Origin of the sequence: Oceanobacillus oncorhynchi (assembly GCF_000821065.1) — a bacterium.
In the GTDB taxonomy this organism is placed as follows: Bacteria; Bacillota; Bacilli; order Bacillales; family Amphibacillaceae; genus Oceanobacillus; species Oceanobacillus oncorhynchi.
The window spans coordinates 1,948,643-1,964,196 of sequence record NZ_CDGG01000001.1 but is presented as its reverse complement, the minus strand read 5'-3'; the positions used below and the strand labels follow the sequence as shown (position 1 = coordinate 1,964,196).

At 39.1% G+C, this 15,554-nt stretch carries 12 protein-coding genes; 6 read left to right on the top strand and 6 right to left on the bottom strand.

Translation table 11 applies throughout. The annotated features are described in order from the left end of the window. Nucleotides 1-100: 100 nt before the first annotated feature. From BN997_RS09340 to tnpB, 6 genes are all read right to left on the bottom strand, one after another. On the bottom strand, nucleotides 101-1,135 hold the full coding sequence (locus tag BN997_RS09340) for an ABC transporter substrate-binding protein (protein WP_042531660.1): 1,035 nt from the start codon (nucleotides 1,133-1,135) through the stop codon (nucleotides 101-103). Between the two features lie 424 nt (nucleotides 1,136-1,559). Further along, nucleotides 1,560-2,819: a PTS ascorbate transporter subunit IIC gene (locus tag BN997_RS09335; RefSeq protein ID WP_052484965.1), complete on the bottom strand. Its 1,260-nt coding sequence runs from the start codon at nucleotides 2,817-2,819 to the stop codon at nucleotides 1,560-1,562. Beyond that, entirely contained in the window at nucleotides 2,816-3,112 is a 297-nt protein-coding gene (locus BN997_RS09330) for a PTS sugar transporter subunit IIB (RefSeq protein WP_042531658.1), read from the bottom strand. The genes BN997_RS09335 and BN997_RS09330 overlap by 4 nt, the downstream gene beginning before the upstream one ends. After that, complete coding sequence (locus BN997_RS09325) at nucleotides 3,109-5,202, bottom strand: BglG family transcription antiterminator (RefSeq protein ID WP_042531656.1); 2,094 nt, start codon at nucleotides 5,200-5,202, stop codon at nucleotides 3,109-3,111. The genes BN997_RS09330 and BN997_RS09325 overlap by 4 nt, the downstream gene beginning before the upstream one ends. Before the next feature lie 414 nt (nucleotides 5,203-5,616). Then, on the bottom strand, nucleotides 5,617-6,552 hold the full coding sequence (locus BN997_RS09320) for a purine/pyrimidine permease (protein ID WP_276325299.1): 936 nt from the start codon (nucleotides 6,550-6,552) through the stop codon (nucleotides 5,617-5,619). 22 nt (nucleotides 6,553-6,574) lie between these two features. Continuing rightward, the gene (gene tnpB / locus BN997_RS09315; protein WP_042531654.1) at nucleotides 6,575-7,747 is read right to left on the bottom strand and encodes an IS200/IS605 family element RNA-guided endonuclease TnpB; all 1,173 of its coding nucleotides are present in this window, start codon (nucleotides 7,745-7,747) and stop codon (nucleotides 6,575-6,577) included. A gap of 489 nt (nucleotides 7,748-8,236) precedes the next feature. Here tnpB and BN997_RS09305 point away from each other — a divergent pair, with 489 nt between their 5' ends. From BN997_RS09305 to BN997_RS09280, 6 genes are all read left to right on the top strand, one after another. Further along, the gene (locus BN997_RS09305) at nucleotides 8,237-9,124 is read left to right on the top strand and encodes an AraC family transcriptional regulator (RefSeq protein WP_042531651.1); all 888 of its coding nucleotides are present in this window, start codon (nucleotides 8,237-8,239) and stop codon (nucleotides 9,122-9,124) included. Nucleotides 9,125-9,352: 228 nt separating this feature from the next. Further along, nucleotides 9,353-10,651, top strand: coding sequence for an alpha-glucosidase/alpha-galactosidase (locus BN997_RS09300; protein WP_042531649.1), 1,299 nt, complete (start codon nucleotides 9,353-9,355; stop codon nucleotides 10,649-10,651). A gap of 197 nt (nucleotides 10,652-10,848) precedes the next feature. After that, complete coding sequence (locus BN997_RS09295; protein WP_042531647.1) at nucleotides 10,849-11,895, top strand: LacI family DNA-binding transcriptional regulator; 1,047 nt, start codon at nucleotides 10,849-10,851, stop codon at nucleotides 11,893-11,895. Between the two features lie 300 nt (nucleotides 11,896-12,195). Further along, complete coding sequence (locus tag BN997_RS09290; protein WP_042531645.1) at nucleotides 12,196-13,488, top strand: ABC transporter substrate-binding protein; 1,293 nt, start codon at nucleotides 12,196-12,198, stop codon at nucleotides 13,486-13,488. A gap of 197 nt (nucleotides 13,489-13,685) precedes the next feature. Next, nucleotides 13,686-14,582 (top strand): carbohydrate ABC transporter permease, encoded by an 897-nt coding sequence (locus BN997_RS09285; RefSeq protein ID WP_042531643.1) that lies wholly within the window; start codon nucleotides 13,686-13,688, stop codon nucleotides 14,580-14,582. Next, a complete protein-coding gene (locus tag BN997_RS09280; protein ID WP_042531641.1) occupies nucleotides 14,582-15,412 on the top strand; it encodes a carbohydrate ABC transporter permease in 831 nt (276 codons plus the stop codon). Before BN997_RS09285 ends, BN997_RS09280 begins: the two co-directional genes overlap by 1 nt. The last annotated feature ends 142 nt before the right edge of the window (nucleotides 15,413-15,554 follow it).

Genomic DNA, 15,554 nt, shown 5'->3' with positions numbered 1-15,554 from the left:
AACTTTAGCTTATGAATATTGCATCAAACATTCAGATAAAATTTCTAATAAGATATAAAGCAATGTCTTTGAGTGATTAACTTACATTTTCTTTATATGACTATTGATCATAAATTTCATTCTCCCATTTTTGAATAATCTCATCACGTGATTCTGCCGCATCGCTTAAATCAAAATCTATTAAATGATAATCTGAAAGTTCTATAGCTTGTTCCGCATCCGCAGCTTCTGGATGGGTTACATTATTATAGTTTCCAAAATCTTGTGCTGCTTCTTGCCCTGCTGGTCCTAATACCCAGTCAATAAATGCCTCAGCCAATTCAGGGTTAGGAGCATCTGCAATCTTAGCTACTGCAAATAATTCATATCCTGCTCCATCAACCACAGTAGGCTCTAAATTATCAAATCCTTCTTCCATACTTTTAACAGAATTATAGTAGAATAAGATCCCTGCTCCCGCTTCTTCCATTCCCACCATCCTCGCCGGAGCGACCCCGCTAGTTGTATATTGTTGTACTTGTCCATCCAATGCTTCCAAATAATCATAAGCCTCTTCTTCATTATCAAAGTACTGCAATATATTATAAAGTATTGTATAAGCCGTACCGGATGAAGCTGGATGAGGCATAACGATTTCCCCTTCATACGCTGGATCAAGTAAATCTTCCCAAGTTGTAGGTGCTTCTAGTCCATTGGCATCTAAGAAATTTTGATTCACTACAAAACCTAAAGGATTAACTAACATTCCAGTCCAATATCCTTCATCGTCCTTGTATTCATCTGAGATATATTCCGCTGTAGGCGATACATATGGTTCAAGCAATTCCTCTTCCTTAGCTACTTCAAATGTTTCTGCCGGTCCGCCAAACCAGACATCTGCCTGCGTGTTCGCACTTTCCGCACGAACTCTTGATAGAATTTCCCCAGCAGATAACCGAACCATATCAACTTCAATTCCTGTTTCTTCTGTAAAAAGGTTCATTGTTTCGATAGCACGCTCTTCATCCGAACCAGCATAAACCGTTATTTTACCTTCTAACTTATCATCTGGCTCATCACTAGAATCGTCACTTCCACAAGCGGCTAGTATACTTACGATTAATAATAGAGATAACCTCCAAATACTTTTTCTCATTACGTCCCCCCTCCCTATATATTCTTTAAATATTGTTTTAATATGTATTCTTTGTTTAGAATAGCAGTCTATTAAATGGTTTATTGCTACAGGATTATGCTAAAAGCCGAAGCTTCAGTTACCTCATACCTTTACTTCCAATAACCTATCCACTCTTCCGCTCTAGCCATTAAATTAACTCCCTTGTTTTCATTACTTCCTTATATTATGTATATAACTCTATATGTACACGCTTACACTATCAATAGTAATTAATTTCCTTTTTAAATGGCAGTAAATTGGTATTGAATATTTACTATAGACTATGTAATTTAAAATAGATGCCTTAAGGTATACAAAACAAAAAATCCTCTTTTATTATGCAGGTTAGAAATTTTCATCATTTTTCTCTGCTTAATAGAAGAGGACATATTAAATTCAGTTATTACTGCACCAGCCACCCAATCAAAATCCCAATCAACTGCAAATCCGTATCTCCAAATGTCGTTCGCGTATAACCTAAATCCCGCAAATAACTTAACAACGGAATCGGCAAAATAGTAATAACCATCCCATGCACGATACTCATACAAACCAGCGCCTTGATTCCTCGTAACTTATATGCAATAACTCCCGCAGCGCCGCCGGAGAAGAAATGCGGAATGACGCCTGGAATAATAATCGTATACTGCACTGCGGCCATGCCAAACATTACACCAAGTCCGCCCAAAAAGCTGAGGATAAATCCAACCATTGCAGCTAATGGAGCGTAATTAAATAATACCGGCGCATCTAACGCTGGAACGGAGCCCTTGATCCATCTGCTTGAGACTCCTTCAAACGCCGGCAGAATTTCCGCAATCATCATCCGTACACCGGTCAGAATACAGTACATTCCAGCTGTAAACCACAAAGATTGCACAATCACAAAAATGATAAAATTTTGATCATTAAACAAGTATTGAATCGCATCTCTTTGCGCAAAAATAGCCGCAATAAAAAAGAGCAGAAATGAAAATATACTAATGATCAGCACATGATCATACATAAAAGGCTCCAGTTTTCGGATGAATTTCGGAAAATCTGCTTTTTCTTCTTTTCTTTTAAATAGACTGGTGCTTAACATACCTGTCATATAGTAGCCAACACTATTAAAATGACCAATCGCAATCGAGTCATCCCCTGTCACACGTTTGACAAACGGCTGAACCAGCGCAGGCATGCAGGACATCATCAGCGCTAACACGAAGCCGCCGAAAATATACAGCCACCAGCCATATTGCGAAGCATGTAAAACAGCAACAATCACTGCGGACATAAAAAGGACCTGATGTCCTGACAAAAAGACATACTTCAATCTTGTAAAGCGTGCTATTAATAGGTGCCCGACCATTCCAATCGAGATGGTTATCGCAATTTCTCTTCCGTAATTAATCTGTACTAATGCCGTTATCGCTTCATTATGCGGAATCATGCCAATCATATTAAAGCTGTCTTGAATCATCACTGCTAAATTGGAAAGGGACACATTGGCAGCAGATGCTCCTATCTGTAACAATGTCACCCCTACCATTACTTTCACGGTTCCGCTGAGAACCCGAAAAAAACCTGCTCTGGCAAGTAATAGCCCAATACATGTTATCGCTCCTAATAAAATCGCAGGCTCCCCGATAAACCCCCTTGTAAAACTTTCAAAAATATTCATACACGTTCACGCCACCGCTTCACAGTATTTGCATTTTCCAAGCTTTCTTTTACTAAGGCTCTATCTGCAATAAAGGAAAGTCCAAGAATTTCTGTTTCTTTTACCTGCAAATGCTGTACCACCTGCTTTGCCCCGATAATCAAATCTGCTTTCATGAAGGAGGCGGCACTTACATCCGATTGTTCCACAATGACGTCATCTAATTCCCATTCATGAAAATGCTGTTTTACTTGAAGCTTTAAAACAAGGCTTGTCCCTAAACCGCCTGAACAAACAACTAGCACTTTTTTCATTTGCTACCCTCCTCATACTCCAACATCCATTTCCATACCACGTCGATATTTCTTTCATGGCGCAGCTTGTCTAATAACTCCTTCGAATTAACAACCTCCAGCATCATCTCCACTGCAGTGACATGCTGGATTTTATCTTTGGCAGCAAGCAAAATAATCCACCATACTTTTTCCTCTGTTCCGCCGAAAGAAATCGGTTCCTCCAACGTCATAAAAGCAAAACCCGTTTTCTTAATCGCTGTACTGCTCAAATGAGGAAAAGCAACGCCTGGCGCCACGATAAAATGATGCTCCTGTTCATTGATGATTTGAGCCACTTCCGTTTCATATGTATGCTCCACGACATCTTGTTTTACTAAAGATTGATTCAATATAGATAATACTTCTCTCCAATCAGAGACTTTTTCTCTTAAATGGATACACGAAGGCGCCGTTAATGAAGTAACCTCCGAACTCATTGCCCCTTGATTCCCGCTGAAATACCTGTATAAATCATTGAACAATTCTCCCTCATTCAACACCACCGTGTGCTTTTTAACAGACTGATAGATAGTCATTACTGTCTCGACAATCGGCAATTCGGTGTTTGCCTGATAGGTTCCTCTTCCAATAATCCGCTCCAGATTTTGCTGATCAGCTATCGACAATAACGGATTTACTTTCACATGATTGACTTGCAGCTGCTGGGTAAATGGAACTGTTGTAACAATCAAATCGGCATCTTTATCTGTCAGCCCATACGCCTCTTTTACGGAAAATTGCCCTGTTATAAATACTTGCGGGAACAATCTTCTTACTGTCCGTTCAAGCAGTCTGGATGTTCCGAGGCCGGAGCTGCAGACAATCGCAATTCGTTTACTCGGCAGAAACGCTTCCTGCTCTAATCCGGCACATAAGTGTACTACAATAAAACCAATCTCATGTCTATGAAGTGTCGTTAAACCCCAATGCGGATTTTTTTCAATAAACGCTTTTACTTGTTCAATATATTTACGATACTCTTTTTCCAGATTATCGAAATAAGGATTATCAATATGAATATGATACTTCATGCGATACATTGCTGATTGCAAATGCGTCGACAGGGCAATAATAATATTCTCCCGATTGCTTAAACGAAAGCGGTTCGCCTGCTCGAAGGTCTCTACAATCTCCCGCGATAGTGACTGGCACTTCAGCCAATAATCTCCTTCCCCGCTTAAACGCCTTGCCCCCAGCAGATGCATGGATATGTAAGCTAATTCATTGGAGAGCTGAAGAGATGCATCTTCCAAGCCCATTAATCGCCTAAACTGTTCTCGTACTGCAGTAAACTTTTCATCCTCAAAGATTTTTAATTCATCATCTTTATCAAAGTCTGCAATAAATTGCCCTGACTGGATTCTTTTCCATTGAACAGCGCAATTCAGAAACAGCTCGTATTTACTCGCATCGATAAAAGCAATCCCGCTTAGCTCCTCTACCTGCTCAATCCAAGATACTACCCCATGAACATCCACATCTGAAATCATATCTTCTAAATCCGTTTCATTCATGGAAGCGGAGATTCGCCTTGTTACATACAGCTCCAGTATCTCTTCCTCTGTCCACTGTTCTTTCAAAAAATCTAAAAATAACATGCGTTTATTGTTCTCTTCCCCAACCAGCGAAATTTGTTTATTCTCTCTGGACAGCATTAAATGATAATCTTCCATTTCCGTCTTTAACTGATTATAATCATTCTGGAGCGTATTCATACTAATCTGGTAATCCTCACATAATTCTTCCACATGGATAGATGAATTTAGTAATAGAAGCTTTTGCATATCTTGCCGGCGCTGCACTGCACTTAAATAATCCTTCTGCTTGTACATTGCCTCCTGAAGCACCTGCTTCTGCTTCTCTCCTAAAATCAGCCGTGCCCCATACTTGCGATGTCTCTCCAGGCTAAACCCTGCGCCAATGTCCATCAGCCACGTCTCGATTTCAAGTAAATCCTGCCGAATCGTCCGCGGCGAAAGCTGATAGGCTTTATTCAAGTCAGCTAAGGAAACAAACGCTTCTTCTTCAATTAACCGTTCTAAAATTTTCTTTTGTCTGGATGAAAGCATGTTATCCCCTCCACATCACCGAAACCTCTCCAGCTCCTATGTACATTTGATTTAAAATTCCGAAAAAATAAAGAGATAATCTCGGAAATAAAATGAAACCCCTATCATTATTTTTGATAGTATATCATTTTTCGACAAGGAAATCTATATGATAACTTTTAAGTCAGAATGGTTTATACCTGGTGTGAAAGTGCCTGGGAAATAGGATTTCTATCATTAAAATCCCTCCTGAATAAGCTATTAAGTTGAATAGTTTATGCTGCTATCCCATGCTGTTCGCTAGAAACATGGCTTTTGTAAACATTATTTTCTTAAACAAAGGAGCTGTCTTCCCATACAAACCATTCAGTTAGCGACAGCTCCTTAAAAAACGTCCATTGATTTATTCACCGCTTCTTTATCTATAACCTGTCCTTATGTGCGATTCCAATCAAAACCATTCTCAAGTATAAGTGCTAAAATAATACCTACTAATAACCCGCTGCTTAACAACGGACGAAGAAAGTCAGGCAAGGTATCGAAATATGAAGCAGGGAAGGTCATAATAATGATACCGACAAATAAGGGAACAGCCGACCGATAAATATTGAGCGTATTAAATTCAACCTGACGAAAGAAACTTAATGATGAATTGAACAGCTGTAAATAAGAAACAAATAATACTGCACTGCCTATACTCAACGGCAGCATAGAAAAAAAGTGCCCGATTGGTGGAATAATGCCCATTAAGAAGAACATGAAACTGCCGAGAATAAAAGGTAACCGCCTAATAATCCCTGTCTGATTCAAAAAACCAATGGAAGAGACATACGGCGCATACGGGACAAGCTCAAGCACCCCAGACAGCCCGGTAAAAATCCCTGTTATCGTAAATGAGGAACGGTATTGGGAATCGCTTGTCTCTGCACGATAGATACTATCCGTCCCTTTTAACGCTCCAAACGTATTCGCTGTATTCAGCAGTCCAGCTAACACTGTCGTTATAACAATACCCGTATCCCACGTTGGTTTACCCAGCGGGAATAATGCCATACTCGATGAGGCAGTTTGGCTAACCGCTCCCTGTTGCTCAAAAGTGAGATTAAATGCAATCCAACCAATAACTATTCCGATTAATAACCCGTAGCGTTTAATGCTTGCTGGAGCTTTAATACTAATAATAGCCACTATGATTGCAATCATAATAGACAACAGCGAAATAGCTAAATCGATTTGGGCATTTTCGGCTTCGTTACCAAAAGGAATGCCCAGCATACCTTTTAAAAATATCCCGATTAATTGGCATCCAATTGAACTACTCCCACTTATCAACCTTAAAGGTTGCTTGAAGCAGGAGATTCCTAAGAACACCAACCCATTGGTCAGTTATGGATTAGGCTACCCCCGCAGTCCCTGCGGTTATTCGTAATGCTTCCTTGCGAAGATTCCTACTTGCGTTAATATCTCTTTGATGATGGCATTGACAGCTATCACACGTCCATGCACGCAAAGCGAGATTTTTAACGTCTGGGTTTTGGTGTCCGCAATTGGAACACAGCTGACTGGATGGATAATTTTTAGCTACCGTAACAACCTGCTTTCCATACCAGGCCGCTTTATATTCCAGCATCGTTTGGAACGCTGACCAGGATACATCGCTAATTGATTTTGCAAGATTATGATTTTTCAACATGTTTATTACAGACAAATCTTCTATCCCGATGATATCGTGGTTTTTGACTATCTCGGTGGAGATCTTATCTAACATGTCTTTTCTTTTATTAGCGATTTTTTCGTGAATCTTGGCTATATTTCTTTTTTGTTTCTGCCAATTTGCTGAGCCTATTTGTCGTCTAGACAGAATCACCTGCGCTTTTGCCAGTTTCTTTTCTAATGTCCGGAAAAATTTGGGGTTTGCATACACTGTCCCATTGGAAAGAGTTGCAAAATCAGTTATTCCAACATCGATGCCTACTGAGGAACCTGTCTTTTCATAGTGCCTGACTTCCGTTTCAACTACAATCGAAACAAAGTACTTGCCTGAAGGGTTGCGCCGGATCGTTGCATTGATAATACGTCCTTCCACTTCCCGACTTTTGGCAAAACGAACCAATCCGAGCTTAGGCAGTTTGATATGTTTATCCAATACCGCAATGTTTCCATTGACATGTTTCGTGGTATACGATTGAACAGGATTCTTTTTTGATTTAAAACGAGGTGCCTTATTCTGCTTCTTATAATAGCGCGTATAGGAATCATTCACGTTTTCAACGGCTTTTTGAAGAGCAATGCTATCAACTTCTTTGAGAAAGGGATGCGCTTTCTTCAATTCTGGAACCGCTTTGATTGCCTTATTTTTATTGAAAAATTCGCCCTTCCAATTATGTTGAAGAAGCTGTCCGTTTTGTACCATTTCATTCACCGTATGCCAATAGCGGTCTTTTTCTTTTTGTTTTCCTGTAAAATAGTTGTAGACAAAACGGGAGCAGCCAATTGTCTTATGGATGAAGGTGATTTGCTTTTTGTTCGGATAGATACGAAAACGAAATGCTTTTTTTACTTTCATGATTCCTTACCTCCTCCTGTCTATTATATCAGAAGAAGGATGATTTCGGAACATCTGTTCGATTCGATATTAAATAATTGAGACACCCAGAAGCAAGCTTTTGTGCATAGGAGATTCATCTCCCCCTTACCTCTACGCGCTTGAAGAGGGAGTTTTCTCTCCTGTTTTTGATAAAAAAGAGCCATTGAAGACCCGAAAACCAATTGCTTGATTTGAATAACTCCTTCATCTTTAGTCCTGCCTTTCCTGCATTAAATAAAACAATTCTTATCCATATCCTTTTTACCGATAGTTTGGTTATACTCTTAACCCTATCAGAAATGGGTTCTTTTTTCATTAGGCTATCATCATTTATTACCTATCTTCACCAGTTACTTGGCAGATAGATATAAGTTATTTCGTTTTTCTCTGAACAAGAGATTTGTCAGTCACTCATCCTCCAGTAAGATAACCCATGTTAAAATGTAAAAAAATGAAGGAGGTATTTCCTTGTATAAAGATATCAGCCACAACTCATATGGATTTCGTTTTCAAAGAGCTTATCAAGATAACGTAGCAGATTTGCATGCGATTGGCTTCGAACATCATCAAAACCCCGCTAATTACAGCTGGCATGGGCTGGAAAGAGGCGAAAAGGATATTATTATCTTTCAATATACGCTGCATGGGAACGGTGCAATATCCATCGGGGATACCACGCATGAATTAACAAAAGGAGATGCTTTCTTTATTGATGTTCCGAGCGATCATCGGTATTATCTCCCTGCTGATGCAGAGGAATGGGAATTTATTTTCTTTACCATTACTGGTACAGAGGCAGCGAAGTTATATCAGCAAATAACGAAAAAGCATGGTCATTTATTCCAATTGTCCATTCATTCAAGCCCCGTTAATTATATTTTTAATACCTTAAAGAGAATAGAAACGGCAGGGATTTCTCATGGCTACGAGGCTTCCTCCTGCGCCTATTCTTTTCTGATGGAATTTCTCGGATACTTAGAATATAACCAGCAGCAATCTAAAGCAATCCCTCCTTCTATCTCGAAGGCAATCGAATTTATAGAGAATCATTATAGTGAAGATATTACATTAGATGAAATCGTCAGCGTATCCGGCTTATCCAAATATTATTTCACACGCCAATTTGTAAAGTCTATAAATGAGACGCCAATCCGTTACCTGACAAAAATCAGAATGAAAAAGGCGCTTCACTTATTAATTACTGAAAAGAAAAGTATCGAGGATATTGCAAAAGAAGTCGGGTATACATCCAGTAATTATTTTAGTAAAGTTTTTAAGCAAACCATTGGAGAAACCCCAAGTAATTACCGACAAAACACAGATATCATGCCAGTTAACCAATTATTTACCGATTAAAAGAGAGCAATATATTACTTATTTTCAATTTATTTTACGATTGAAAACGCTTTACGCATCTATTAATATGTAGATAAGCAATAGCAATTTAATCGTACTCAAAAAGAGACCTTGTTTCTTTTTTTACTCTTTTTCAGTAAAACAATTTACTAAAAAGAAGCAAATATGGATTCATCAGAAAGACATTCTCATATTACATTTTGATTCTACTTTAGGAGGAAATAGCTTATGTCCAAAATTACATTTTTAGGTGCGGGAAGTACGGTTTTCGCAAAGAACGTATTAGGTGACTGCATGACAGTCGATGCGTTGCAGGATTTTGAATTTGCTTTATTTGATATAAACGAAGATCGGCTTCAAGATTCTGAAATGATGTTAAATAACCTGAAGAAAAGCTTGAATGCTACAGTTACGGTAAAAGCGTATCAGGATCGTAAAGAAGCATTACGCGGCGCAAAATATGTCATTAATGCGATTCAGGTAGGCGGTTATGATCCTGCTACCATCACAGATTTCGAAATCCCGAAGAAATATGGATTGCGTCAGACCATTGCAGACACCTTAGGGATCGGAGGAATCTTCCGTAACTTAAGAACCATCCCTGTCATGCAGGAATTTGCACGTGATATCAAAGAAGTTTGCCCGGATGCCTGGTTCCTTAATTATACGAATCCGATGGCTGTTCTAACGAATATCATGCTGAAGGAAGGCATTAAAACAGTCGGACTTTGTCACAGCGTACAGGTTTGTGCAAGAGATCTGCTGGAGTCTTTAGAAATGCCGACAGATGACGTGCAGTGGAAAATCGCCGGTATCAATCATATGGCCTGGCTGTTAGAAATCACGCGGCACGGTGAAGACCTCTACCCTGAAATTAAAAAACGTGCGAAAGAGAAGCAAAAAGAAAAGCATGATGATATGATTCGTTTCGAATTAATGGATAAATTTGGCTATTATATTACAGAATCTTCTGAACATAATGCCGAATATCACCCATACTTTATTAAAAGTCAATATCCTGAATTAATCGAACGATTCAATATTCCATTGGACGAGTATCCGCGCCGTTGTGTGAATCAGATTGAAGATTGGAAAAAAATGCGTGATGACTTAGTAAACGACCAAAACCTGACACATGAGCGCTCTCGCGAATATGGCTCTTATATTATTGAAGCGATGGAGACAGACAAGCCATTTAAAATTGGCGGAAATGTATTAAATACAGGACGTTTGATCAGCAACCTGCCAGAAAATGCAGTCGTGGAAGTGCCTTGCTTAGTAGATGCAAGCGGGATTGCACCAACGTATGTAGGTGATTTGCCGGAACAGCTCGCTGCATTAAACCGGACGAATATCAATACTCAATTATTAACCGTAGAAGCTGCGTTAACGAGAAAGAAAGAAAAAATCTATCAAGCTGCAATGCTGGATCCGCATACATCCGCGGAACTATCCATGGATGACATTACCTCATTATGTGATGATTTGATTGAAGCGCATGGAGATTGGCTTCCAGCGTATGAATAACTTAGATTCCCTCTCCTTGCTATGGTAAGGAGAGGGAATCCTAAAAGCTTTCTTGTAGTATACAGGCTGATTCACTTTGTTTTTCCAAGAACATCATAAACGCTTTTTCTATTTGTATTTCACCTTATTGAAAGCGTTTTACTCACCTGATAGTATATTAGCATAGTAAAGTTTAGTAAAAAAAAGGTGGGGAACCTATGGCAACAATTAAAGATATCGCAAGTAAATCAAATGTCTCTATTACAACCGTATCAAGAGTTTTAAACCATGACACATCCTTATCTGTAACGGAAGAAACACGCCAACGGATTATCGAGGCAGCTAATCAATTAAATTATCAAACGGTTCGCGGCAGAAAAAAACAGCTTCAAAACTCTAGTCCGACTTATAAATTTGGGATACTGATGTGTCAGTCCCTTGAGGAAGAACTTAGTGATCCGTATTTCTTATCCATCAGACATGGTATTGAAAGTCAATGCAAGCATTTCAACATCGAAGTTAATGAAGTTTATCGGATGAGCGATTTCCATTTGCATCAGCTGAATGTTCATCTGGATGGTCTCATTATTGCTGGAAAAATCGATGAAAGCCTTGTAGATACAATCCATGAGCAAATCAAGCATCTGGTCTTTGTCGATCATTCTCCGGATGAAAATCGTTTCGATTCTATTGTAATTGATTTTGAGAAATCCACTTGGATTGCTTTGGAGCATCTATTCTCTCTAGGTTATACCAATATTGGATATATCGGCGGAATGCAAGGAAAACATATCAAAGCAAATGAAAAGCGGGAGATAGAGGATGAACGCTATGTATTTTTCACAAAGAAAATGAAGGAACTGGGTAACTATAATGATGCTCATGTATTTGTAGGAGAGTTTACGATGTCTGATGGCTACCGTTTAATGAAAGAAGCCATCCAAAAAGGAAATTTACCGGAAGCCTATTTTATTGCAAGTGACCCGATGGCAGTAGGTGCATTAAGAGCTTTACAGGAAGCAGCAATAAAAGTCCCTGAAGATGTCGCTATTGTCAGCTTTGATAATGTAGAAATGGCCCAATTTGCCAGCTGTCCGTTGTCAACCATTCATGTTCCAACAGATACGATGGGAAAAACAAGCGTAAAGCTGCTGCTTGACCGATTACAGGGCAGAGACATTCCATTAAAAGTGAATGTCCCTACCACATTTGTGCAGCGCGAAAGCTGCGGTGCACTAGCAAAAACACGGCATGTTCCAAACTAGCTTTCGATATATCAAGGAAACCTATTTTTCTATCAAGACGCATTTTTTCATAATTTGTTAGAAAACTTGGTTGTCACCAAGCCTTTAGGTGACAACCTTAGTTACACTTATGCAGTAAGAAAGTTTATACTTTCTTACCTGCTAAACAAGCAATAGACCTAGAATCGTTTTTGGCGGAACAGATCTAGGTCTATCCATAGCATACTAATAGCAAGCGTACGCTATTTCATCTATTATAGGAAATATTTCGTACTCCTTGCAACTGTACCGATTCAAATTACTGATAAAAGGAGTATCCTTATGCGATTATGCCTTAAAACATTATTGTTGTTGATGCTGACCGGCCTTATTATAGCAGGCTGTTCGAATGATGATGCTGAAAATAAAACCGATTCGGAGGAGAGTACACAACCGGGAAACCAAGTAACGTTAACCTTTTTCTCTACTGTATCCAATGAAGCAGAGCAAGAAGCGATGCAGAGCGTTGTCAACGATTTTGAAGCAGAATATCCGGACATCAATATTAATTTAAATATGCCGGGACAAGACTATGAAAGTCAGCTGCGAATTCGAATGGCAGCAAATGATTTGCCCGATTTATTCGATACGCATGGCTGGGCCCAGAACAGATATGGAGAATATACCATGGATTTGCGGGACATGGACTGGGTAGACGACATGGATCCCACACTGGAGCAAAACTTTGTAGATGAGGAAGGCAAGGTGTACGCCTACCCGCTCAATCAGGCAATGGATGGGTTAACTTATAATAAAGAGATTCTTGATGCGTACGATATTGAAGTACCAGAAACATTTGATGAATTTATGGAAGCTTTAGAAACAGTAAAAGAAAAAAGCAACGGAGAAATTGCGCCTCTTTGGTTCGAGGGCTCTAATGAAAATGCTTTTGGTCAGTACTATGATCAATTTGCCAGCCCATTGCTTATCACCCATCCTGACCATGATTACAGTGAAGAATTACTAGATGGCAGTTTTGATTGGGAACCTTATGACTACTTATCTGAAAAATTGTTAGAAATGCATGAAAAAGAATTATTAAATATAGACGTGCTCACTGCAAGACCATACGAAAAAAATCAATTACTTGCTCAAGGCAAAATTGCTTTTGTTATGCAAACTGTACCTATCCATGTGATTCAAGAGTTAAACCCGGATATCGAACTGGGCATCATGCCTGTACCGGCTATCCATGAAGGTGATGACCCGACCTGGATTGGCGGCGAGCGGCATACGGTTGCCATCTGGAAGGATACAGCGCATCCTGAGGAAGCAAAAAAGTTTATTGATTTTTTAGCCAGACCTGAGAATGTAAAAGCTGTTGCAGAAGGAACCTCTTTAGCAGCTGGACTTACCAACGCTACTGCTGATATCTATTACCAGGATTACTATGAGCAATATGATGACATCTTGGTAGAGCCATATTTTGATCGAGTTTATTTACCAAATGGCATGTGGAAACCACTGGGAATGAGCGGACAAGAGTTACTATCTGGCGCCCTTTCTCCTGAAGGCGTCTCTCAAAAAATGAAAAATGAATACTTACGTTTAATAGAACAGGCGGGCTTTGAATAAATAACAAAAGCGTAGAGATTGCGCCCCGAACTTTGGGGTGGTTCGACCTTGGTCGAACTTCCATTACTTAAAGAGATAAAGGAATCACAATGAGGTAACGAACTGATGATGACTTATCGTAGGGCACAACGGGAAATCTCTTAGTTTGTGGCGTTCGGAGCTGGAAATCAATTTGTTTTTATAGGAGTTGAATATAAATGACGGTAAGTACGAAAAAAATAGGAAGAACGAAGCAAAATTCATCCCTTTGGTGGATGTATTTACCAGCCCTCCTGTTTGTTGTCTTTTTTATTGTATATCCTTTCTTAAACGGGATTCGTATTTCATTTACAAACTGGAACGGGTTTTCACAAACTTTTGATTATATCGGATTTAGACAATATACAAGAATGTTGACTGACCCCGATACCTGGACGGTAGTCCGCAACACATTAATATACGGCATCGGCAGCACCATTTTCCAAAATGTTCTTGGACTCGCCTATGCTTTATTACTTAATCAAAGTGTCCATTTTAAGACCCTTACACGAACCATTGTTTATTTGCCTGTTATTATCAGTCCTTTGATTATGGGCTATATCTGGTACTTCTTCTTTTCCTATCAAGGGGGAGCTTTAAACGATGTCCTGATTGGATTAGGATTAGAAAGAATCAATGTGCTTGGTAATGTAGATATCAACATATGGATTATTGTTTTCGTAAACACGTTCCAATTCGTAGGTATCGCAATGATTATCTATCTGGCCGGACTGCAAAGTGTATCGAGAGATTTTTATGAAGCAGCAGAAATTGATGGTGCTTCTTCCTTCCAGAAGTTCAAAAATATTACGTTTCCCTTATTGATGCCTTCCATTACGATCAATATGGTGATTAACATTATCGGCGGCCTCAAGCTGTTTGATGTCATTATTTCATTAACAGGCGGCGGTCCCGGAAATTCATCTCAATCGATGTCTACGTTTATGTACGATCTATATTTTGGAAGAGAAGATGCCGGCTATGCTGCTACACAAGGTGTTCTGATGATGGTTATTATTCTCATCCTGAGTTTATCTGCATTGATTTATTTCCGACGCAAGGAGGTTGAAGCATAATGGATTATAGTTCAAATAGAAAAAAAATTGCTTTATCGACACTCGCCTTATTCATTACGGTGCTTCATTTTCTTCCTTTTTATGTGCTAATCACCACTGCGCTGAAGGAAAAAAGTGACTTCAGTTCAAAGTGGGTCTTCCCTTTCGATATTAGCTGGTCTAATTTCAGGGAAGCCTGGGAGGCAGCAAATCTAGGGAATGCCCTATTAAATACAGGTATCATTACATTTTTTGCAGCGGCCATATTGATTATTGTCGGTTCTTTGGCCGCCTATCCATTAGCACGCAGACAGACAAAGCTGAATCGTTTTATGTACATGTTTTTTATCGCTATTATGGTTGTACCGCCTTTGGCTGCGTTAGTTCCACTGTATCAATTAGTAGTCAACTTAGGGTTGATGAATACACACCAGGTTGCCATATTTAATAATGTTGCTTCTTATCTGCCTTTAACTATCTTTTTATACGCTGGATTTATCCGGTCTACCATACCAAAATCATTAGAAGAAGCGGCTCGAATCGATGGAGCAGGGACATTTCGGATTTTCTTTCAAATTGTATTTCCGTTATTAAAACCAATCACTGCTTCGATTCTGATTATTGCTTGTGTGTATATTTGGAATGATTATCAATTTGCGATTTTCTTCCTTCAGGATGAGTCCGTTCAAACCATGACAGTTGCTTTATCCAAATTCTTTGGAGAAAATGCGAATAATTTAAACTTAGTTGCTGCCGCTGCAATTATTGCTACTTTACCAATGGCAATCCTATTTCTCCTTCTGCAAAAGCATTTTGTACAAGGACTTGCTGCAGGGTCGGTAAAAGAATAAAAGAAAGCTTCTTGCGATAATTTCTATCGTAGGGAGCTTTCTTCGGGATATCTATTTTCATTTGATGAATTTTTTAATAGAAACATTTGCAGAATAGGAGGAAAAACTATAAAATGAACTTAGTTAATTAAATTAATAAAGT